This is a genomic window from Paraburkholderia sp. J63 (assembly GCF_905220245.1).
In the GTDB taxonomy this organism is placed as follows: Bacteria; Pseudomonadota; Gammaproteobacteria; order Burkholderiales; family Burkholderiaceae; genus Paraburkholderia.
Genome location: NZ_CAJMZF010000007.1, coordinates 134,213 through 156,347, shown reverse-complemented (window position 1 = coordinate 156,347; position 22,135 = coordinate 134,213). Strand labels below are relative to the sequence as shown.

Here is a 22,135-nt window from a genome sequence, read left to right as displayed (position 1 = left end):
CTGGACTTCGCTTTGCCCTTGCGTTTTGCCTTTGGGTTTTGCCTTTGCGTTCTTCGCATCCTCGCGTGTCGGCGTGCGTGAGTGCCCAAGCACTCACGCACGCTCCATGCAGCGTACTCACTCATCTGTCATGCGCTGACCCGCTGCACAGGTCGTCCCGGCTCCCGGGTGCACTCGTGCGCGTGCACGGCACATTGCTACCAAGGAGGGGAGATGGCTCAGTTCAACTGCGACATATGCGGTGTTCGTCCCGCAACCGTGCGGGTGGCCGTGTTGCAGGACGGCAGGCGGCGCTTTCTCGACGTCTGCGACTACCACTACGCCCAGCTCACGCGCCATCAGCGCACACTGAGCCCGCTCGAATCGCTGTTCCGCGCGTCCCGGCAGCAACCGGAAGCAGCGGAGAGTTCCGGCGCGCCGCACACGATGGAAGCCGGCGACGGCTCCATCGTCGAGCGCTATTTCAGCGACGTGGCGCGCGACTTGCTCCAGCGTGCCGCCGAGCGCGCCGTGCAGTTCGGCCGCCGCGAAGTGGATACAGAGCATCTGCTCTACGAGCTCGCCGGCAACGACGCGGCGGCGGCCGCGCTCAAGCGTCTCGGCATCGAGCCCGACGACGTGCGCGCCTTCATCGACGCCAATGCGCAAAAACGCGAACCCGCCGCCGCGGGCGAGGACGGCCGCGTGGCCGTGTCGCCACGCCTGAAGAGCGCGCTCGACCGCGCATTTCTCGTTTCGCGCGAGCTCGGCCACAGCTACGTGGCGCCCGAGCATCTGCTGTTCGGACTCGCGCAGGTGCAGGACAGCTTCGCCGGGCATTTGCTCGGCCGTCTTGGCGTCACGCCGCAGAAGGTGCTGCAACGCCTCGTGGAAGCCCAGGGAGACCAGCGCGAGCGTGCCGCCGCGAAGGCCCCGAGCCCCACGCCGCAACTCGACCAGTACAGCCGCGACCTCACCGCGCTCGCGAGCGAAGGCAAGCTCGATCCCGTGATCGGGCGCTCGAGCGAGATCGAGACCGTGGTGGAAGTGCTCGCTCGGCGCCGCAAGAACAATCCCGTGCTGATCGGCGAGCCGGGCGTGGGCAAGACCGCAATCGCCGAAGGCCTCGCGCAACGCATGCTGGGCGGCGACGTGCCGGAATCGCTGCGCGGCCGGCGCCTCGTCGAACTCAACGTCAACGGCCTGATCGCGGGCGCGAAGTATCGCGGCGAATTCGAAGAGCGCGTGAAGGGCGTGATGGAGGAAATCAACGCGCAACGCGACAGCCTGGTGCTGTTCATCGACGAAGTGCACATGATCGTGGGCGCGGGCCAGGGCGGCAACGAGGGCGGACTCGACATCGCCAACGTCTTCAAGCCGGCGATGGCGCGCGGCGAGCTGAACCTGATCGGCGCGACAACGCTTTCGGAGTACCAGAAGTACATCGAAAAGGACGCCGCGCTCGAACGCCGCTTTCAGCCGGTATTCGTGAACGAGCCGAGTGTGGACCAGACCATCAACATCCTGCGTGGCCTGCGTGACAAGCTCGAAGTGCATCACCACGTGACGATACGCGACGACGCGCTCGTGTCGGCGGCCGAACTCTCCGACCGCTATATCACGGGCCGCTTCCTGCCCGACAAGGCGATCGACCTCGTCGACCAGGCGGCGGCGCGTGTGCATCTTTCGGCCACCTCGCGCCCCGCGCAGATTCTCGAGTTCGAGTCCGAGCTCGCGCAGCTCAAGCGCGAGCAGGACTACGCGGCGACGCGCAAGAACTTCGAGCGCGCGCATGCGCTCGACGAGCCCATCGCGCAGAAAGAGAAGGCGCTCGCCGACGCCACGGGCGAATGGAAAGGGCGCCTCGGCTCGGTGACCTCCGACGTGACGACCGAGCAGGTCGCCGAGATCGTCTCGAAGCTCACGGGCGTGCCCGTCACGCAATTGACGGCGGAGGAACGCACGCGCCTGCTGGAGATGGAGGCGCGCCTGCACGAGCGCGTGATTGGCCAGGAGCAGGCGATCACGGCGGTGAGCGATGCGGTGCGCCGCTCGCGCGCGGGCTTGCGGCGCGGCCGGCGGCCGACCGCGGTGTTCCTGTTCCTCGGGCCCACGGGCGTCGGCAAGACGGAGCTCGCGAAGGCGCTGGCCGAAGTGGTGTTCGGCGACGAGGACGCCATCGTGCGCATCGACATGAGCGAGTACATGGAGCGCCACGCGGTGTCGCGCCTGATCGGCTCGCCGCCTGGCTACGTCGGCTACGACGAGGGCGGCCAGCTCACCGAGCGCGTGCGCCGCCGTCCTTACTGCGTGATCCTGCTCGACGAGATCGAAAAGGCGCATTCCGACGTCTACAACGTGCTGCTGCAAGTATTCGACGATGGCCGGCTCACGGACGGCAAGGGGCGCGTGGTCGACTTCAGCAATACGATCGTGATCGCGACGAGCAATCTCGGCTCGGACGTGGTGTCGGGGCAAAAGCGCTCGGGCCCGGGCTTCCTCTCGAGCGCCGACGCCTCGATGCAAAGCGCGGTGCTGGGCGAGTTGCGCCAGCATTTCAGGCCGGAATTCCTGAACCGCATCGACGACATCATCGTGTTCAAGCCGCTCACCGACGATGAACTGCGCGCGATCGTGCGCCTGCAGCTCGAGCAGGTCCAGCGCATGGCGCGTAGTCAGGACATCGAACTGACGTTCGACGAGAGCGTGGTGGATTTCCTTGCCGCTGAAGGGTATCGGCCCGAATACGGCGCGCGCGAGCTCAAGCGCCAGATTCAGCAGACGCTGGAGAACGAGCTGGCGAAGGAGATGCTCAAGGGGGAGGTGAAGGAGGGCGCGAAGGTCGTGTGCAGGTACGACTCGGCGCAGCGGCGTATGGAGTTCGCCACGCAGAGCTGATGCGGCTGCGAACTGGTTGCGGGGGCGGAAGTTTTCCCGATTTCGGATCGGAAAGTGCTAATGATGCGGCGGCTGGGGTGAGGCCCGGTCACCGCTTTTTTTTGCGGCCGCCCCAACATGGATAAAGACATTATACGGATAATGTCAAATTAAAAGCCGACAATCGTGTAATTTCAATCGGTTTACGTTGTATTACTCATGAAAAATAGCGTTTAAGATCGGAAACCAGGAAAACAAAGGGGCGATGCGCTCACAAAACGCATCGCCCCCTATCGAACTTCACAACTCAGCCAGTCACATCGTCTTCAATGCCGAGCGCTTGAGCTTGCCGGTCTCGGTTCTCGGCAGCGCATCGATAAACGCGATCAGGCGCGGGTACTTATAAGCCGCCACCGCGTTCTTCACGAAGTTCTGCAGCTCGGCCACCATGGCATCGCCGCCCTCGAAGCCCGGCCGCAGCACGACGAAAGCCTTCACCACCTGCCCACGCAACTCATCGGGCACACCCGTCACGCCACATTCCGCCACGGCGGGGTGCTGCATCAGCACGGTCTCGACCTCCGGCCCCGCGATGTTGTAGCCCGACGAGACGATCATGTCGTCGGCGCGCGCCTGGTAGAACACATAGCCGTCGGCATCGATGGTGACGGCGTCGCCGGGCAGGTTCCAGCCGTCGCGCACGAACTTCATCTGCCTCTCGTCGGCCAGATAGCGGCAGCCGGTCGGTCCACGAACCGCGAGATTTCCGGTCACGCCGGGCGGCACCGGCTGCATCGCATCGTCGAGCGCCTGCACGACATAACCCGGCACTGCGCGGCCGATCGAGCCGGGCCGCACGTCGCCCGACGAGGAAATGAAGATGTGGATCATCTCCGTGCCGCCGATGCCGTCGATCATCTCGATGCCCGTCGCGTCGCGCCACAGGTCGCGCGTGGCCTGCGGCAGCGCCTCGCCGGCCGATACCGTGTTGCGCAGGCTCGAAATGTCGGCGTCCTTCGCGAGCGGCGCCATCTGCCGGTAGAAGGTGGGCGCCGTGAACACGGTCGTCGCGCGAAAACGCTCGATGGTCTGCAGCAGCAGCGCGGGCGTGAGTTTTTCGATCAGCACTGTCGATGCGCCCACGCGCAACGGGAAGCAGAGCAGGCCACCCAGCCCGAACGTGAACGCGAGCGGCGGCGTGCCGCAAAACACGTCGTCGGCCGTGGGTTTGAGCACGTGGCGCGGGAACAGGTCGCACATCGCGATCACGTCGCGATGGAACTGCATGCAGCCCTTCGGGGTGCCCGTCGTGCCGCTCGTGAATGCGATCAGGCAGACGTCGTCGCTGGCCGTATCGCACGCGGTGAAGGTGGCGGGCTTGCTCGCGGCGAGACCCTCGAGGCTCTCGGGCGCATCGTCGTGGAAGTAGCGCACCTGCTTGAGGTCGGCGCAGAAGAACTCGTCGCCGGGCGTCGTGCAGCGCGCGAGCTCGTCGGCCAGGCGCACGTCGCAAAGCGCCGCGCTCACGCACGCCTTGTCGACGATCTGCTTGAGCTCCTTTGCGCGCAACAACGGCATGGTCGGCACGACCACGAGCCCCGCCTTCAACGAGGCCAGCAACGCGACGGCCATCTGCAGCGTATTGGGCCCACGCAGCAGCACGCGATTGCCGGGCTTCAGGCCCATGTCCTCCACCAGCACGTGGGCGCTGCGGTCCACGAGTTCGCGCAATTGCACATACGTGGTCGCCTGCGGCTGGCCGTCGACTTCGGACCAGATGGCCGGGCGCTCGCCATGCCCGGCCTCGATGGCACGGTCCAGCAACTCGGCCGCGCAGTTCAGACGCGCCGGGTAGGCGACGTCGGGATTGTCGAGAAGCAGCACGGGCCACTGCGCTTCGGGCGGCAGGTGATCGCGTGCAAAGGTATCGACGTGTGCGGTCGGTTGCATGGTGTCTCCGGCTTGGCTGTGAACAGTCTCTTGTGGTGTTCTGCTGATGGGGCGCGGTCTGGGCGTCGCTTATTGATTCGACAAGCGGGCGTCGTCGGGAATCACGGCCGTGGCCTCGATTTCCACTTTCGCCTCGTCCTCCACGAGCGCGACCACCTGAACGGCGCTCATGGCGATGTCGTAGTCGCCTATCAGTTCGCGGAACGCCGCGCCAATCTCCTTTAGCGATGCCAGGTACTCCTTTTTATCGGTGACGTACCAGGTCAGGCGCACCAGGTGCTCGGGCTTGCCGCCCGCCGCTTCGAGCACGGCGACGATGTTGCGCAGCGCCTGCACGGCCTGCGCGCCGAACTCGCGGCTCGTGAAGCGCGCGTTCTCGTCCCAGCCGATCTGGCCGGCAATGTAGACCTGGGTGCCCACGGCGGCGACGCCGTTGGCATAACCGCGCGGCTTGACCCAGCCTGCGGGAAGAAGGGCTTTTTTCATAAATGTCTCGCGTCCGGGGTTGGGTTCGAGTTTGCGTACATTGAGCGGTGTGGCGAACAAAACGCTCACACCGCGGGATGTTCCGCGTGGTATGCCTTGAGCAGGTCGCGTCCGACGATCAATTGCTGGACCTCGGTCGCGCCTTCATAAATGCGCAGCGAGCGAATCTCGCGATAGAGCGACTCCACGATGTTGCCGCTTTGCACGCCCATGCCGCCCCAGAGCTGCACGGCCGCGTCGATCACCTGCTGCGCGCCTTCGCTCGCATGCCACTTCGCCATGGCCGCTTCGCGCGTGACGCTCACGCCCTGGTCGCGCAGCCAGGCGGCGCGATAGACGAGCAGGGCGCTGCTGTCGATGGTGAGCGCCATCTGCGCGAGCTTCGCCTGGGTCAACTGGAAATCGCCGAGCGTCTGGTTGAACATCTGGCGCGACGCGGCGCGCGCGAGCCCTTCGGCCATGGCACGGCGCGCGAAGCCGAGCGACGCGGCGGCCACCGAGGTGCGGAAGATGTCGAGCGTGCGCATGGCGATCTTGAAGCCTTCGCCGGGCGCGCCCAGCATCTGGCTCTGCTTCACGCGCAGGCCGGTGAAACGCAGGCGCGCAAGCGGATGCGGCGCGATCACGTCGATACGCTCGGCAATTTCGAGCCCCGGCGTGTCGGCATCCACGACGAATGCGCTGATGCCGCGCGAACCCGGCGCCTCGCCGGTGCGCGCGAAGACCACATAGAAGTCGGCAATGCCGCCGTTCGAAATCCACGTCTTCTCGCCGTCGAGCACGTAGTCGTCGCCCTCGGAGCGTGCGGCCAGCGCCATCGCGGCGACGTCGGAACCGGCGTTCGGCTCGGAGAGCGCGAACGCGGCGATCGCTTCACCCTTCGCGACGCGCGGCAGGTAGCGCGACTTCTGCGCGTCGTTGCCCGCGAGCGAGATCGCGCCCGAGCCCAGGCCTTGCATCGCGAGTGCGAAGTCGGCGAGGCCCGCGTGCTTCGCGAGCGTTTCGCGCAGCAGACACACGGCGCGCGTGTCGATGGTGTCGCCGTGGCCGCCGTAGGCGGTACCGCCCACGCCGTAGCGCAGCCAGCCCGCGGCGCCGAGCTTGCGCACGAGCGCGCGGCAGGTTTCGTCGACGTCATCGTGCGGCACATGTGCGAGATGCTCGCGCGCCCATGCCTCGATGTCCGTCGCGAGCGCGCGGTGATGGTCTTCAAAGAACGGCCATGCGAGCGCGTCGTGCAGCGCGTTTTCAGCCGGTGCGCCCAGTTGCTTGTTCACTTGCTTAGTCTCCCTGAAAAACCGGACGCGTCTTTGCCGCGAACGCTTCATAGGCGCGGCCGAAGTCGCGCGTCGCCATGCAGATCGCCTGCGCCTGCGCTTCCGATTCGATCGCTTCGTCGATGCTCATGGTCCATTCCTGGTGCAGCATCGTCTTCGTGATGCCGTGCGCGAAGGTCGGGCCCGCGGCGAGATCGGCGGCGAGCTTCTGTGCCTCGGCGAGCAGCGCCTCGGGTTCGCACAGACGGTTGTAGAAGCCCCATGCGTGACCTTCCTCGCCGCTTGCGGAGCGCCCCGTGTAGAGCAGCTCGGCTGCACGGCCCTGGCCGATGATGCGCGGCAGGATTGCGCACGCGCCCATATCGCAGCCCGCGAGGCCCACACGCGTGAACAGGAACGCGAGCTTGCTGCGCGCGGTGGCGTAGCGCATGTCGGAGGCCATCGCGAGAATGGCGCCCGCGCCTGCGCAAACGCCGTCAACGGCGGCGATGATCGGCTGCGGACAATGGCGCATGGCTTTCACGAGATCGCCGGTCATGCGCGTGAACATCAGCAGCTCGGGCATCGGCAGGTCGATGAGCGGCGCGATGATGTCGTGCACGTCGCCGCCCGAGCAGAAGTTCTCGCCCGCGCCGTGCAGCACGACGGTCTTCACGTCGGTTGCGTAGGCGAGTTGACGGAACAGGTCGCGCAGCTCCGCATACGATTCGAACGTGAGCGGGTTCTTGCGCTCGGGGCGGTTGAGCGTGATCGTCGCGACGCGGTCCTCGACCGACCAGCCGAAGTGCTTCGCCTCGTAGCCGGCCAGCGTCACACGGTTGCCCGCGAAGAGCGCGTCTGCGCTGGAGCGTTCTGTCGTCAAGGTCTTCTCCTTCCTGAGATCTGCTTCGTACTGCTTGTTTTTCCGGTCCGCGCGCTTTCAGCCTTCGAGGCTGTCACGCAGATGTTGCTTGAGCTTGCCGAGGCGCTCGTGCATCTTCGACTTCTCGTCGAGCGAGAGGCCGCCGAACATCTCCACCACCCATTGCTCGTGAGCGGCCGCCATGCGGTCGAACGCGGCGCGGCCCTCGGGCGTGAGGCGCACGGCGATCGAGCGGCGGTCCTCGGGGTCCGCGTCGCGCACGACGAGGCCTTCTTTTTCGAGCTGATCGGTGATGCCGGTGACGTTGCCGCCCGTGACCATCAGGCGGCGCGAAAGCTCGGTCATCCGGAGTCCTTCGGGATGACGCTCGAGCTGCGCCATCAAGTCGAAGCGGGGCAGCGTGGTATCGAACTCGGTGCGCAGGCGGCGGCGCAGCTCGGCCTGCACGAGGTTCGTCGTGGTGAGCAGACGCAGCCAGAGGCGCAGGCCCATATGGCTATCGGCGCCGGTGCTCATCTCCATGTCGACGACGTTCCCGGCGGGCTGGGCCACGCCCTTGCGCGCCGTCTTCGCGGCAGGCGTCTTGCGCGCCTTGTCTGCCTTATCCGCTTTGTCTTTCAGCACGGGCGATGTCATGTGATCTCTCCACCGGAAACGGATATCGATTGCCCAGTGATCGCGGACGACCCGGGCGCACAGAGCCACAGCACCGCGTTGGCGACTTCCTCCGGCTGCACGAAGCGCTGCTGCGGGTTGTGGCGCACGAGGAGGCTACGCGCCTCGGCCTCGCTGCGCGAGGTCTTGCGCGTGATCTGATCGAGCGAAGCCTGCAACAGTTCCGTTTCCGTATAGCCGGGGCAGACCGCGTTCACCGTGACGCCCTGGGTGGCCACTTCTAGCGCGAGCGCGCGCGTCATGCCGATCACGCCGTGCTTCGAGGCGCAATACGCGGCCACGTAGGGATAGCCCACCTGGCCCGCCGTGCTCGCCACGTTGACGATGCGCCCGCTCTTGCGCGCGAGCATCGCGGGAATCACGGCGCGCGTGCAGAGGAACACGCCCGTGAGGTTCACTTCCAGCATGCGCTTCCAGAGCGCGAGATCGGTCTGCGCAAACGGCGCGGCAGTGGCCTGGCCCGCGTTGTTCACGAGGATGTCGATGGCGCCCAGACCCTCGGCGGCGCGTGCGAACGCGGCGTTCACGGCGTCTTCGTCGGTCACGTCGACGCTCACGCAGGCGATGCGCTCGCTGCCGCCGAGCGCGGTCCGTTGCGTTTCGAGCTTGGCCGCGTCGCGGCCCATCAGCGTGACGCGCGCGCCCGCATGCAGCAGCGCGACGGCCGTCGCCGCGCCGATGCCGCTGCCGCCGCCAGTGACGACGGCGTGCCGGTCTTTAAGCGTAGCGTCGCTCATGCTCACACCGTGCCTTCCGCGCGTTGCGCGCGTTCGAGCGGGGAGAGGCCCGCGGCTGCGGCGGCCGCCGCGCGCTCGCGCTCGATGTTGCGCTCGAGCTGGGTCTTCGCGGCCGTGTACTGGCTCGGCCACTTCACGTCGAAGTAGCCGATCTTCGCGGCCTCGTTGAGCGTCCACGACGGATTCGCGAGATGCGGACGCGCCACGGCGCAGAGGTCGGCGCGGCCCGCCGCGATGATGCCGTTCACGTGATCGGCCTCCGAGATCGCGCCCACAGCGATCGTCGCGATGCCGGCTTCGTTGCGGATGCGGTCGGCGAACGGCGTCTGGAACATGCGACCGTACACGGGCTTTTCTTCCTTGCTCACCTGGCCCGACGAAACGTCGATCATGTCGGCGCCCGCTGCCTTGAAGGCGCGCGCGATCTGCACAGCGTCGTCGGGCGTGATGCCGCCTTCGACCCAGTCGTGCGCGGAAATACGCACGGAGATCGGCTTGTCTTCGGGCCACACGGCGCGGATCGCATGGAACACCTGCATCGGGAAGCGCAGGCGGTTCTCGAGCGAGCCGCCATATTCGTCGGTGCGCTGGTTCGTGAGCGGCGAGAGGAAGCTCGAGAGCAGATAGCCGTGCGCGCAGTGCAACTCGAGCCAATCGAAACCGGCCTCGGCCGACATCTGCGTGGAGCGCACGAATTGCGCCTCGATTTCGCGCAGCTCGTCGGCGCTCGCCGCGTGCGACCACTGGCTCACACCGCGCAGATACTGCTGCGGCGAAGCGGAAACGAGCGGCCAGTTGCCGTCGTCGAGCGGTTGGTCGATGCCTTCCCATGCGACGCGCGTCGAGCCCTTGGCGCCCGAGTGGCCAATCTGGATGCCGATCTTCGCATCGGAGTGCGAATGAACGAAATCCACGATGCGCTTCCAGGCCGTGAGATGCTCGGGCGCGTACATGCCGGGGCAGGCCGGCGTGATGCGCGCTTCGGGCGACACGCAGGTCATCTCGGTCATCACGAGCGCCGCGCCGCCCATCGCGCGCGCGCCCAGATGCATCAGGTGATAGTCGCCGGCCACGCCGTCATGTGCGGAGTATTGCGCCATCGGCGAGACCACTACGCGATTCTTGAGCGTGACGCCGCGCACCGTGTACGGCGTGAACATCGGCGGCGCGGCGCGCTGGCCGGCATTCGTGGCCGTTCCCGCGCGTTCGGCGAGCCACGACTCGAAGCCGCCCAGATAATGCGCATCGCGTTCGCGCAGGTTCTCGTGCGAGATGCGCTGCGAGCGCGTGAGCAGCGAGTAGGCGAACTGCTCGGGCTCGAACTGCGCATAGCGGTCCACGTGCTCGAACCATTCCGTCGAGTTGCGCGCGGCGTTCTGGATGCGCAGCACGTCGACGCTGCGCACGCTCGTGTAGTGATGAAGCGCGGCGTGCAGATCGCCCGGATGCGTATCCATGCTGTTGGCGAGCTCGATGGCGTCTTCGAGCGCGAGCTTGGTGCCCGAGCCGATCGAGAAGTGCGCGGTGTGGGCCGCGTCGCCCATCAGCACGACCGGCGTCTGCTTGCCGTCCGCAGCGGTTTTCCAGTGCACCCACTCGCGGTTCACGACGCGCGGGAAACGAATCCATTGCGACGAGCCGCGCAGATGCGACGCGTTCGAGCGCAACGCATGGCCGTCGAGATAGCGCGCGAACAGCTTCTCGCAGAACGCGATGCTGTCTTCCTTGCTCATTTCGTCGAGGCCGGCAGCCTTCCAGACGTGCTCGGGCGTTTCGACGATGAACGTCGAGGTGTTGTCGTCGAAGCGATAGGCGTGCGCCTGGAACCAGCCGAATCCGGTTTGCTCGAACGCGAACGTGAAGGCGTCGAACAGCTTCGAGGTGCCGAGCCACACGAAGCGGCAATCGCGCATGTCGATGTCGGGCTGATAGGTGGCCGCGTACTTCTGGCGGATCGCGCTGTTCAGGCCGTCGCTGGCGATGATGAGGTCGGCGTTTTGCACGTCGTCGTCGCTCATCTGGGTCTCGAACACGAGCTTCACGCCAAGCTGCTCGCAGCGCGCCTGCAGGATGTTCAGCAAGCGCTTGCGGCCGATGCCGCAAAAGCCGTGGCCCGACGAGCGAACCGAGCGCCCGCGGAAATGGATCTCGATGTCGTCCCAGTGATTGAACGCGTCGAGGATTTCGTCGGCGCTTTCCGGATCAGCCGCGCGCAGGTTGCCCAGCGTCTGGTCGGAAAACACCACGCCCCAGCCGAACGTGTCGTATGGGCGGTTTCGTTCGATCACCGTGATCTCGTAGTCCGGGTGACGCCGCTTCATCAAGAGGCCGAAGTACAACCCGGCTGGCCCGCCACCGATGCAAACAATGCGCATGCTCGCTCCCTTGTTCAATCTGCAAGGTCAATGTAGTTTTATTTACTTTAGGTGTCAAGTAATTTCAGGTTGGGGCGGGAAAGCCCTGGCGCGGGCGAGAAAAAGGGGAACCTGCCGCCGATGCGGGCGTCAACCCACCGGGGCCGCGCGCGCGATGCTTACGCGCGTCTTTCCGTCTGACGTAGAAACTGCGGGCGGGGCGCGGAGTGTGAGATGCTGGAGGCGATGCAGGTGGAGAACCGTGCTTCGAGCTGGCATTGAATTCGCATGGTTTTGAAGTGAAGGCGCCGAGTCATTACGAAGCCCTTTCGAGCGACAAACGCCACGCCGCGCTATGCATACGCTCAGTAATCCTGATGAAAGTGCCGTGCCAGTTTCGTCGGGCCGCCGCGCGCACGATCCGGCCGTTTCCTCCACCCCATAACCCGACCCGAACGGGAGTATTGATTGATGAGTCAGACGCCGAAGCGATCGATCGAAATCGACTTTTTCCGTGGTTTCGCGCTGATTGCGATCGCCCTCGATCACATGCCTTCCAGTGTGCTTTCGCATGGCATGCTGCACACCTTTGCGTATTGCGATTCGGCCGAGGTATTCGTCTTCGTCAGCGGCTACGTGGCGGCGGCGAGCTGGCTCGCGATCGCCGCGAGGAAGGGCGCCGCTGCCGCCAATCAGCGCTTCTGGCGGCGCGGACGTGAAATTTACGCCGCCTATTTGTGCGCGGCGGCGCTGATGCTGCTTTCCGGTGCGGCCGCCGTGGCGCTGCGCGTGGATTCGCCGCTCGTCGCGGATTCGGGCTTTCTGCGCTTCGTCGCGCATCCGTTCACGATGCTCGGCAATATCGCGGTCTTTCGCGACCAGCCCTATCTGGCCGGCGTCCTGCCACTCTATGTGGTTCTCGTGCTCGCGCTGCCCCTGGTCATGCCGCTCGCGCGGCGCTCTCCCGACCTCGTGCTGCTGGGCAGCTTCGGCATCTGGCTCGGGGGCTGCTGGCTCGTGCGCTATCTGCCGGCCGCGCCGGGAACAAACTGGCCGTTCAATCCGTTCGCGTGGCAGGCCATGTTCCTGCTCGGCCTGCTGTGCCGGCTCTATCCGGTCTCGGAGGCCTTTCAGGTCTCGCGGCTCGGCCGCACGCTGACGGTGCTCGCATGTACGCTTGTCGCCTTGTTCGCGTTCGTGCGGCTCTTCGTCGAAGTCGACCCGCAGCCGGGCTATATGAAGCAGAACCTCGCGAGCCTGCGCATCGTGAGCTTTGCCGCGGTGGCCTGGCTCGCTGCGCAAGCGGTGCGTCTCGGCTGGATCGGTTGGCTCGCGCGGCGCCTGCCGGGCGTCGTCACGGTGGGGCAGCAGGGGCTCGTGTGCTTCGTGGGCGGCGCGCTCGCGTCGAATACGATCGATACGCTGCTGCGCGCCGCCCACGCGAGCGCTTTCTTGCCGGCGCGTCTCGCGGGCGATCTGCTCGCGATCGGCGCATTACTGATGCTGGCCGGCGGCGCGAGACGATGGAAAGCGGAGCGGCCGCGCGTTGCGCTCACGTGAACGATTCGTGTGCGCCCGCCCGCATAGGTGAGTGTTTGCGGGAGCGCTGGCGCATCTGGCTACACCATGTGTGCCAGATGCCTGCTAAACATAGGGAAAACAACGGCTCGAATTCAATGCGCGCGCAAAGCGGCTGGCACGCCTGGTGAGCTTATGCGGGAGCCGTCCCTCAGCGCGGCGCGAGTTCTCGCACGTCGGACGTTGGCGTTGCGCCGAACGTGTCGCTCAACGCGTAATCGATCAGTTGCCGGGCCGCCTGCTCCGGCGAGGCCAACTGGCCGGTTTCCTTCAACTGCTCGAAGCGCTCGCGCAGCGGAAATTTGTCGGCGCCGGTCGCGCGTATGGTGGCCTGCATGCCGGTGTCCACTACGCCCGGGGCGACGCTGCAGATGCGCACCGCGGGCGGCGCATCGAGCGCCACGGCGCGCGCGTGATGATCTAGCGCGGCCTTGGTCGCGCAGTAGATGCTCCAACCCGCATAGGCGTTGCGCGCCGCGCCGCTCGAAATGTGCACGATGCGGCGATCCTGCGTGTGGCCCGACGCTTCGTCCGAGGCGAGCGCGTTGGCGAGCATCAGCGGCGCCGCGACGTTGAGCGTGACCGCGCGTGCGATCGCGCTGGCGTCCTGGCCGCCGAGCGGCGCGATCGGATCGACCGTGCCCGCGTTGTTGAACAGCAGCACGCACTGCGCGCCTTGCGCGAATTGGCGCAGCGCGCCGCTCGCGAGCCAGCGCTCGAGCGCGGCCGGATCGGCCAGGTCGAGCGCGGTTTCCGTGAATCGCGCGGCGGACAGCGAACGCTCGCGCGTAGCCAGCGTGGGGTGCGCGCTGCGGCCGAGGCCGAGAACGTCGACCTCGCGCTCCAGCAGCAATTCGGCGAGGGCGGCGCCGAGTCCGCGGGAATGGCCGGTCACGATGGCGCGAATCGGGGTGGGCGTTGCGGTGGTTGCGGTCATGATCTGAAAGAAAAGGCGCACGATGCGCGCGCGTGGGCGCGGGCGTCGGCTGATGAAAAATGGGGCATTGCAGCGCGGGAACCGGCGACGGCGGCAGGGGCGCTACCACGCTAGTCAAAGGGCAATTCCGGGCCGATCGAGGCGCCGGGAGGAGCGTAATTCCGGCTTTAAACCGACGAATTATGTCGTGCCTGGAACCCGTGCCGCCTGCCCGGAAAAAGGTGCCTCTCGTGTCGGGATAAAAACACGCCGCGCGAATTCTGTATCATAGCGTCCGATCCAATAAGGAAGAGATCTGGACGTGAAAGCCGCATCGCAACAACGACGTACCCTGAGCTTCAAAGACGGGCTTCTGGAAATCAAGAAGAGCATGGGCCTGGGTACCGAGCAGCCTCCCGAAGAGCAGGCGCAGTCGCCGCAAGGCCGGCACGCGCCCAAACAGACCAAGGCGGGCGCAAAGACCGGGCCACAGAAGGGGGCTCAAGGGCAGCGGCGCGCCCAGGGCGCGCCCGGCCACAAGGGCGCTAACAGCCCTAAGGGCCCGAATGCTCCCCAAGGTTCCAAAGGCCCTCGTCCCGGCGGTGCGGACGAGGCGCATTCGCGCGCGCGTCCCCCGCGCGGCCAGGCGCCGGGCAAGCCCGGTGGTGAGGGCGCCGAGGCGGGCAAGGCGGGAGAGAAGCGTCACGAGGCCCGCGGCCAGCAGGGGCGTCCGTCGCGCGGCCCGCGCGATGGCGAGCGCGGCGCACAGCGCCAGCGCCCGGCGCGCCCGCAGCAGTCGATGGCCAATCTGAGCGAGGCCGAAAAGGCCCGCATCGAGCGCAATCGCCAGCTCAACTCGGTCTGGAACGTATTTGCGAAGCACTATCCGGCGTTCCGCGAGCGTTTGCCGCTGAAGATCGGCGTGGTCGAGGACCTCGTCGCGCGCCATCCTGATTACGAGCGCACGCTGATCGTCGCCGTGCTCAAGCGCCATGTGAATCATCCGCGCTATCACGAGCGCGTGGCCGAAGGCGGCTCGCGCTACGAACTCGACGGCAGCACCTCGGAAGGGCCGGGCATCGAGCCCTCGCACGTGGGCCGCGCCAAGGCGGCGCTCGCGCACCAGAAGGCGAAGGCCGAGGCGCGCGCCAAGGAGCAGGAAGCCGGCAAGGCTGGGCAGGCGACGGCAGCCGAGCCGTCAGCCGCGCCCGTGGCGGCTGACGCTGCGACGGCGCCCGCGCCCACGCAAGACCCCGCTGCCGCTGCGCAGTCCGTGGAGCAGGCTGCGGCCGCGCCGGAACAGCAGGAACAGCCGGCGACGGAGCACGCCTCTGCCGCACCCGGCGAGGCACCTGGCAACGACGACGCAGCACCGGCCGCCCAAGGCTGAGCAACGCATCGTGAAAGGCGCGGCCGGCGCGGCGAATGAGCCGCGCCGGCCGTTTTCATTGGTGGAGCATTTACGCTGCGATGGTTGTCGTGCTGCGCCGGCCATCCCAATCCGGAAGATCGGGCCGACGCCGGGCTAATCCGCCGACTCGCCCGGTATTGCCGCCGCTGGACGATTATCCCGAGCGAACGACTGGCCGACTGACCGACACAGACGCGTAACAGCCCCGTCTAGCGTTCGCGCGAGCGAGCGTTGTTGCGCGACTCGAGCACGCCGCGCATGGCCGACGCATCGGTGCCCGCGGCGGATGCCGACTGCATAGCCTGCGCGGAAGTTTGCACAGCCGACGCCGCGCTGCCAGGCGCCGCCGTGCCGGAAGCCGCTGACGAGTCGCTCGCGGCAACGTCGCCGCTCATGCGCGCCGAGAACGCGCCGCTAAACGTTGCGGGCGCATCTGTCCTGGCGCCGTCCGCTTGCGGCACGCTTGCCGCGTCCAGCACGCGGCTGAATTCGGCGGCGCGCGTGCGGATCTTTTCCGCATAGGCTTTCGACCCGCCGTAATTCTTCATCGCCGCATCGAGATCGCCGCCGGCCGCGCGCTTGTAGCCGTAGAGAATCGACGAGCCCACCTCGATATTGACCTCGGGGTCCGTGAGGTCCTTCCCGTCGCGCAGCAAATTCCGGTGCGCCGAAGGCACGACCTGCATGAGCCCGGTCGCATTGTTCGCGCCGTGGGCCTTCTCGCGAAAGCGCGATTCGATCGAGATGATGGCGAGGAGCACGGCGGGCGGCAGCGAGTATTTCTCGGCGGCCGTGGTGACGGCCTGCGAGATCAGGGCAGCCTTTTCCTTTGCCAGTCCGAACTTCTGGCTCAGGTAAGTGGGGAGCTTCTTGTCGTCTCCCGGAGGCTGCTGGGCCGCCGCGTATTGCACGAGGCCGGGCAGCATGACGAGCAGGCAGAGTAACCGCCTCATGGCCGGTCCTTTCGTGAGCAAACAACAGGTGAGCGAATGAAAGGCGCACAGTATAACCGGCCACAAAACAAGACAGCCGGGGCGTGACCCGGCTGTCCATCTCAATGCGCTTCGCTCTGACCGTGCTCAGACTTTGTCGACGGAAGCCTTGTAGATTTCGTCGATGCTCGCGGCGAGCGCGGCGTCGAATTCGGCGTCGCTCATCGACCGCGTGAGGTCGTTGATGAGCGCGCGCGAGAAGCTCGCGATCATGCCGTGATTGGCCGCCAGCCGCTTGCAGGCGTCGCTGCGCGTGTAGCCGCCCGAGAGCGCGACCACGCGCACGACGCGCGGGTGATCGATGAGCGGCTGGTAGAAGTCGGGCGTGTCGGGGATCGTCAGCTTGATCATGACGTTGCGCGAAGCGGGCAGGGCGTCGAGGCCCTTGATGAGCTCGTCGCGCAGCAGCGCCTCGGCCGCCCCCTTGTCCGGCGCCTTGATCGACACCTCGGGTTCGAGAATCGGCACGAGCCCGTGCGCGCCAATCTGCTCGCCCACCTCGAACTGCTGCTTCGCGATGGCCGCGATGCCCGCGGGCGACGCGTGCTCGATCACCGAACGCATCTTGGTGCCGAAGATGCCGGCTTTCCCCGCGCGCTCGAGCAGCGCGTCGAGACCGGGCATCGGCTTCATGAGCCGCACGCCGTCGGCCTCGGCTTCCAGACCCTTGTCGACCTTGAGGAAGGGCACCACGCCGCGCTCTTCCCAAAGGAACGCGGGCACGGGCTTGCCGTGCGCCTGGCCGTCCATGGTCTGCTCGAAGAGAATCGCGCCGATCACCTTCGCGCCCGTGAAAGCCGGCGCGCTGATGATGCGCACGCGCATTTCGTGCATGAGCCGGAACATCTCGGCATCGCCGCTATATTCGCTCTCCGGGATGCCGTATTGCCGCAGCGCGCCAGGCGTCGAGCCGCCACTCTGGTCGAGCGCGGCGATGAACCCCGGCTTCTCGCGCATCTGCTGCAGCATCGTGTCGTTGGCCATTTTCAAACCTCCCGAAAAAAAGCGCCGGCGCGCGGCGCGGTGACGTGGGGCCCGGTGGCGAGACCGCCTGCGGGCCGCATCCGATCCGGTGAGTGTACTGGCGCGACGTGACAGCGTCTCGGCCGATGTGTGCGTCAACCGTCCCTCGTGCGTCCAGCGCGTCCGGCTGGAAGGAAAGCAAACGCGATGCCAGCCCGCGCGCAAGCCCGACCGGGAGCGCCATCGGAAGCTCGGCGTGCATGCGTACCGCGAGCCGAGCCGGGGTGAATCGGACGATCAGACGAGCACTTGCGCGGGCGCCGACCGGTCGCTCGCGAGCAGCGCGGAAAGCCGCCGCAGCGCGGCCTGCAGGCGCGCGCGCTCGGCGGTCGCGCCCAGCGAGATGCGGATCGCGTTCGCCGTGCTCCTGGCCGTGCCCATGCTCGTGGTTTGCTCGAATGCCGTGGACGGCGCCACGGCGAGGCCTTCGGTGCTCGCGGCCGCCGCGAGCTCGCGTGCCTGCCAGTAGCTCGGCAGCGCGTACCAGAGGTGGATGCCCGCGTTCTCGCCGGCCGCCGGGCCGAGCGTCTGCGCCGCCATGCGCTGACGGGCCTGGGCCTCGGCGCGCACGCCTGCGAAGATGTGCGCGGCCGTGCCGTCTTCGATCCATTGCAGCGCCAGCGCGTTCGTGAGCGGCGCGGCCATGAGCGAGAACGTGCGCAGCGCGCTCAGCACGCGCGCGTGCGACGCCGCGTCGGGCAACGCAAGAAACGCGGTGCGCAGGCCCGGCGAGAGCGTTTTCGAAAGCGTGGAGAGGTAGCAGACCTGGGCCGGCGCGAGACGCGCGAGCGGCGGGGGCGCATCGGGTGCGAAGCGCCAGTAAGGATCGTCTTCGACGATGCGCAGGCCGCAGCGCGCCGCCACCTTCAGGATCGCGCGCCGACGCGTTTCCGGCATGGTCGTGGCGGTGGGATTCTGCAGCGTGGGGTTCAGGTACAACAGGCGCGCGCCATGCAGGCCGCCCTGACCGCCCTGACTGTTCAGACCGTTCTGACTGTTCAGACGACAGGCGGCTTCGAGCGCGTCGGGCAGCATGCCGTCGGCGTCCGTCGCCACGGTTTCGAGGCGGCGCCCCAGTTGCGCGACCGCGTGCGGCAGCCCCGGATAGACGAGCGGCTCGCTCAACACCACGTCGCCGGGCTCCGTGAACGCGAGGATCAGCGCGGCCAGCGCCGCCTGCGCGCCGGGGCATACGGCCATCCGCGCGGGGTCGATTTTGCCCAGCATCGGCTCCAGCCATTTCGCGCCCGCCGCGCAATCGGCCGCGCTGCCGCCGCCGATGTGATAGGTCATCAGCAAATCGGCATCGCTGCGCAGCAACAGGCGCGAGAGGCCTTCGCGCAGCAGCGCGTCGGTGTCGATGCCGGCCGGCGGCGGGATGTTCATGCTCAGGTCCACGCGCCGCTCGAGTTCCGCGCGCGGCGCCGCGATGAAGGTGCCGAGCGGTCCGCGCGCCTCGATCAGCCCGCGCCGCCGCGCCTCGTTGAAGCCGCGCGTAACCGTGGTGAGATCCACGCCGAGGAGCGCCGCGAGCGCGCGCTGCGCGGGTGCTCGCTCGCCCGGCGCCAGCGTGCCTTCGGCCACGGCGCGCTCGATGAAGTCGACGAGCCGTAGATAGCGCGGACCGCTGCCGCCCTGGAGCGCCGCAGCCCAGACCGGGGTCCAGGAAGCCGCGGCATCGTTGTCGGGATCGATCGGGTTATTTCGCGTCATTTTGTCGCGCATGTATGCATGATGTCTTACTCTAGCATGCGGACACGAAGCGCGTAAATCCATACATAAAGGCGATGTATGGCTGTCCGGGGCGGCGGTGTCAGGCCGTCGGCGTGAAAGCGATGTGAGCACGTATGGATGGGTTTGCGCGACCAGTCAACCATGGAACCCGACATGCGCAACTCCCCCACACGAAGAGGACCGGCCGCCGAAGCCGGCCCGCCGCTTCCTCAACCTGAGCGCTTACGCTCATCGCTGCAGCGTCCCCTAAGTCATGTGCGCACCATTGCGACGCTCGCTGGCGCGACCGCGCTCGCGCTGCTCGGCGGCTGCAGCTCCGTGCTGCTCGACCCGAAAGGCGATATCGGCGTGCAGGAGAAGAATCTCATCCTGATCGCGCTCGGCCTGATGCTGCTCGTGGTGATCCCCGTGATCGCGCTCACGCTCTGGTTCGCATGGCGCTATCGCGCGTCCAACACGAACGCGACCTATGCGCCGAAGTGGGCGCATTCGACCGCGATCGAAGTCGTGGTGTGGTCGATTCCCTGCGTGATCGTGCTCTTGCTCGGCGTGCTGATCTGGCGCACGACGCATTCGCTCGATCCGTACCGGCCGATCGAATCGCAGCAAAAGCCCATCCGCGTGGACGTGATCGCGCTGAACTGGAAGTGGCTCTTCATCTATCCGGACTACGGCGTCGCTTCGGTCAATCAATTGGCGATTCCGGTCGACACGCCCGTGTCGTTCCGCCTGACCGCCGATTCGCTGATGAACTCGTTCTTCATCCCGCAACTGGGCAGCCAGGTCTATGCGATGTCGGGCATGCAGACGCAGTTGCATCTGATCGCGAACCATCCTGGCATCTACGCGGGCCGCTCGTCGGCATTCAGCGGACCCGGCTTCTCGGACATGCACTTCGACACGCTCGCCACGAGCCGCGCCGACTTCGACGCATGGATCGCGCGCGCGAAGGCCTCGCCCACGATGCTGAGCCGCGGCGCCTACCAGCAGCTCGCGCAGCCGGGCGAGAAAGCGCCCGTCACGCTCTATTCGAACGTTGCGCCGGGCCTGTTCGACGGCGTAGTCGGGCAGTACATGCGCGACGTTCACGGCAATCCGATCTGCGGCACGGGCACCGGCGCTGGCGTGGCCGGCGTGAACAACCCGGCGCCCGGCCTCGATCGTCCCGGCGGCCGTATATCGTCCACCCCGTCCACGTCGTCCCGTTCGGCCAGCGCGGCCGGTTCGCCCCTCTCGGCCACCCTGGCAGCGGAGTAAACAAACATGTTCGGAAAACTCACGCTCGACGCCGTTCCCTGGCACGAGCCGATCATCATGGGCACGGGCGCCGTCGTGGCGCTCGGCGGCCTGGTCCTGCTCGGCGCGATCACGCTTGGCGGGAAGTGGGGCTATCTGTGGCGCGAGTGGCTCACCTCGGTCGATCACAAGCGCATCGGCATCATGTACATCGTGCTCGCGATCGTCATGCTGCTGCGCGGTTTCGCCGACGCGATCATGATGCGTGCGCAGCAGGCCGTCGCCTATAACGACGCAGCCGGCTATCTGCCGCCGCATCACTACGACCAGATCTTCACGGCGCACGGCGTCATCATGATCTTCTTCGTGGCCACGCCGCTCATTCTCGGGCTGATGAACGTGGTCGTGCCGCTGCAGATCGGCGCGCGCGACGTGGCGTATCCGTTCGTGAACTCGCTCTCCTACTGGCTCTCGGTGGTGGGCGCGATTCTGGTGATGGTCTCGATGTTCGTCGGCGACTTCGCCGCGACGGGCTGGGTCGCGTATCCGCCGCTCTCGGAGCTCGGCTACAGTCCGACCGTCGGTATGGACTACTACATATGGTCGCTGCAGCTATCGGGCCTCGGCACCACGCTCTCGGGCATCAACTTCATCGTGACCATCCTGCGCATGCGCGCGCCCGGCATGGACCACATGAAGATGCCGGTGTTCGTGTGGACGGCGCTCATCACAAACATCCTGATCGTCGCGGTGTTCCCGGTGCTCACCGGCACGCTCGCGCTGCTCACGATGGACCGCTATCTCGACATGCATTTCTTCACGAACGAGCTCGGCGGCAACGCGATGATGTACATCAACCTGATCTGGGTGTGGGGCCACCCCGAGGTCTACATCCTGATCCTGCCCGCGTTCGGCGCGTTCTCGGAGATCATCGCGACGTTCTCGGGCAAGCCGCTGTTCGGCTACAAGTCGATGGTGTACGCGACGTCCTCGATCGGCATCCTGTCGTTCTTCGTGTGGCTGCACCACTTCTTCACGATGGGCTCGGGCGCGAACGTCAACGCGTTCTTCGGCATCATGACGACGATTATTTCGATTCCGACCGGCGTGAAGCTGTTCAACTGGCTCTTCACGATGTACCGCGGCCGCATCCGCTATCACAGCGCGACGCTCTGGACCATCGGCTTCATGGTGACCTTCGCCGTGGGCGGCATGACCGGCGTGCTGCTCGCGGTGCCGGGCGCGGACTTCGTGCTGCACAACTCGCTGTTCCTCGTCGCGCACTTCCATAACGTGATCATCGGCGGCGTGGTGTTCGGCTGTCTCGCGGGCATCAGCTTCTGGTTCCCCAAGGTGTTCGGCTTCACGCTCAACGAGTTCTGGGGCAAGGTGTCGTTCTGGTGCTGGTTGATCGGCTATTGGCTCGCGTTCACGCCGCTCTACATCCTCGGCTTCGAGGGCATGACGCGCCGCATGAATCACTACGCGGTGCCCGGCTGGCATCCGTGGCTCGTGGTGGCGCTCGTGGGCGCGGTGTTCGTTGGCCTCGGCATTCTCTCGTTCATCGTGCAGATTTACGTGAGCATTCGCGACCGCGACGCAAGCCGCGACCTCACGGGCGATCCGTGGGACGGCCGCAGCCTCGAATGGTCGACGGCCTCGCCCGCGCCGTTCTACAACTTCGCCGTGCTGCCGGAGATCAGCTCGATGGAACAGCACTGGGACAACAAGGAAGCGGGCCGCGCGTACGTGCAGCCGCGCGCCTACGAAGACATCCACATGCCGCGCAATACGGGAGCGGGCTTCGTCATCGCCGCGTTCAGCCTGCTGTTCGGCTTTGCCATCGTGTGGCACATGTGGCTGTTCGCGGCGGTGGGGCTCGCCGGCATGATCGCCACGTTCATCGTGCGCAGCTACAACCAGGACGTCGATTACTGGGTGCCGGCCGCAGAGGTCGAGCGCATCGAGAACGCGCGCTTCAGGCAGCTCGGTATCCAGCCCATTGAACGACCCGGGCAAGTTGAACAACTCAAGGAGATCGCTTGAAC

Annotated in this window: 16 protein-coding genes; 5 read left to right on the top strand and 11 right to left on the bottom strand. The window is 66.5% G+C overall.

Features of this window, described 5'->3' with window-relative positions; translation table 11 throughout:
• Window positions 1-213: 213 nt before the first annotated feature.
• Entirely contained in the window at window positions 214-2,877 is a 2,664-nt protein-coding gene (locus U5775_RS10525; RefSeq protein ID WP_322058074.1) for an ATP-dependent Clp protease ATP-binding subunit, read from the top strand.
• Window positions 2,878-3,171: 294 nt separating this feature from the next.
• Here U5775_RS10525 and U5775_RS10520 read toward each other — a convergent pair whose 3' ends face one another.
• The 7 genes from U5775_RS10520 to U5775_RS10490 all read right to left on the bottom strand — a co-directional run bounded on the left by U5775_RS10520 (window position 3,172) and on the right by U5775_RS10490 (window position 11,218).
• Window positions 3,172-4,806 carry an AMP-binding protein gene (locus U5775_RS10520; RefSeq protein ID WP_322058073.1) on the bottom strand — a complete coding sequence of 545 codons (1,635 nt, stop codon included), beginning with the start codon at window positions 4,804-4,806 and terminating at the stop codon, window positions 3,172-3,174.
• A gap of 69 nt (window positions 4,807-4,875) precedes the next feature.
• Window positions 4,876-5,292, bottom strand: coding sequence for a RidA family protein (locus U5775_RS10515; protein WP_322058072.1), 417 nt, complete (start codon window positions 5,290-5,292; stop codon window positions 4,876-4,878).
• A gap of 65 nt (window positions 5,293-5,357) precedes the next feature.
• Window positions 5,358-6,569 (bottom strand): acyl-CoA dehydrogenase family protein, encoded by a 1,212-nt coding sequence (locus U5775_RS10510; protein WP_322058071.1) that lies wholly within the window; start codon window positions 6,567-6,569, stop codon window positions 5,358-5,360.
• Between the two features lie 4 nt (window positions 6,570-6,573).
• Window positions 6,574-7,431: an enoyl-CoA hydratase family protein gene (locus U5775_RS10505; protein ID WP_322058070.1), complete on the bottom strand. Its 858-nt coding sequence runs from the start codon at window positions 7,429-7,431 to the stop codon at window positions 6,574-6,576.
• Between the two features lie 57 nt (window positions 7,432-7,488).
• Window positions 7,489-8,067: a MarR family transcriptional regulator gene (locus tag U5775_RS10500; protein WP_322058069.1), complete on the bottom strand. Its 579-nt coding sequence runs from the start codon at window positions 8,065-8,067 to the stop codon at window positions 7,489-7,491.
• On the bottom strand, window positions 8,064-8,849 hold the full coding sequence (locus U5775_RS10495) for an SDR family oxidoreductase (protein WP_322058068.1): 786 nt from the start codon (window positions 8,847-8,849) through the stop codon (window positions 8,064-8,066). The genes U5775_RS10500 and U5775_RS10495 overlap by 4 nt, the downstream gene beginning before the upstream one ends.
• The gene (locus U5775_RS10490) at window positions 8,846-11,218 is read right to left on the bottom strand and encodes a bifunctional salicylyl-CoA 5-hydroxylase/oxidoreductase (protein ID WP_322058067.1); all 2,373 of its coding nucleotides are present in this window, start codon (window positions 11,216-11,218) and stop codon (window positions 8,846-8,848) included. The genes U5775_RS10495 and U5775_RS10490 overlap by 4 nt, the downstream gene beginning before the upstream one ends.
• A gap of 450 nt (window positions 11,219-11,668) precedes the next feature.
• On the opposite strand from U5775_RS10490, the gene opgC reads away from it, so the two are divergent.
• Window positions 11,669-12,757, top strand: coding sequence for an OpgC domain-containing protein (opgC, locus tag U5775_RS10485; RefSeq protein ID WP_322058066.1), 1,089 nt, complete (start codon window positions 11,669-11,671; stop codon window positions 12,755-12,757).
• Between the two features lie 169 nt (window positions 12,758-12,926).
• Here the strand turns inward: opgC and U5775_RS10480 are convergent, their stop codons facing one another.
• Window positions 12,927-13,712 carry an SDR family oxidoreductase gene (locus U5775_RS10480; RefSeq protein ID WP_322058065.1) on the bottom strand — a complete coding sequence of 262 codons (786 nt, stop codon included), beginning with the start codon at window positions 13,710-13,712 and terminating at the stop codon, window positions 12,927-12,929.
• Window positions 13,713-14,013: 301 nt separating this feature from the next.
• On the opposite strand from U5775_RS10480, the gene U5775_RS10475 reads away from it, so the two are divergent.
• On the top strand, window positions 14,014-15,081 hold the full coding sequence (locus U5775_RS10475; RefSeq protein WP_322058064.1) for a ProQ/FINO family protein: 1,068 nt from the start codon (window positions 14,014-14,016) through the stop codon (window positions 15,079-15,081).
• Window positions 15,082-15,311: 230 nt separating this feature from the next.
• On the opposite strand, the gene U5775_RS10470 is transcribed toward U5775_RS10475, so the two are convergent.
• The 3 genes from U5775_RS10470 to U5775_RS10460 all read right to left on the bottom strand — a co-directional run bounded on the left by U5775_RS10470 (window position 15,312) and on the right by U5775_RS10460 (window position 18,830).
• Window positions 15,312-16,055 (bottom strand): transglycosylase SLT domain-containing protein, encoded by a 744-nt coding sequence (locus U5775_RS10470; RefSeq protein ID WP_322058063.1) that lies wholly within the window; start codon window positions 16,053-16,055, stop codon window positions 15,312-15,314.
• 126 nt (window positions 16,056-16,181) lie between these two features.
• Window positions 16,182-17,078 carry a fructose bisphosphate aldolase gene (locus U5775_RS10465; protein ID WP_322058062.1) on the bottom strand — a complete coding sequence of 299 codons (897 nt, stop codon included), beginning with the start codon at window positions 17,076-17,078 and terminating at the stop codon, window positions 16,182-16,184.
• Between the two features lie 276 nt (window positions 17,079-17,354).
• Window positions 17,355-18,830, bottom strand: coding sequence for a PLP-dependent aminotransferase family protein (locus tag U5775_RS10460; RefSeq protein WP_322058061.1), 1,476 nt, complete (start codon window positions 18,828-18,830; stop codon window positions 17,355-17,357).
• Between the two features lie 174 nt (window positions 18,831-19,004).
• Here U5775_RS10460 and cyoA point away from each other — a divergent pair, with 174 nt between their 5' ends.
• Together cyoA and cyoB are read left to right on the top strand one after the other, a co-directional pair.
• Window positions 19,005-20,108, top strand: coding sequence for a ubiquinol oxidase subunit II (gene cyoA, locus U5775_RS10455; protein ID WP_322058060.1), 1,104 nt, complete (start codon window positions 19,005-19,007; stop codon window positions 20,106-20,108).
• Between the two features lie 6 nt (window positions 20,109-20,114).
• The gene (cyoB, locus tag U5775_RS10450; protein WP_322058059.1) at window positions 20,115-22,133 is read left to right on the top strand and encodes a cytochrome o ubiquinol oxidase subunit I; all 2,019 of its coding nucleotides are present in this window, start codon (window positions 20,115-20,117) and stop codon (window positions 22,131-22,133) included.
• Window positions 22,134-22,135: the final 2 nt, after the last annotated feature.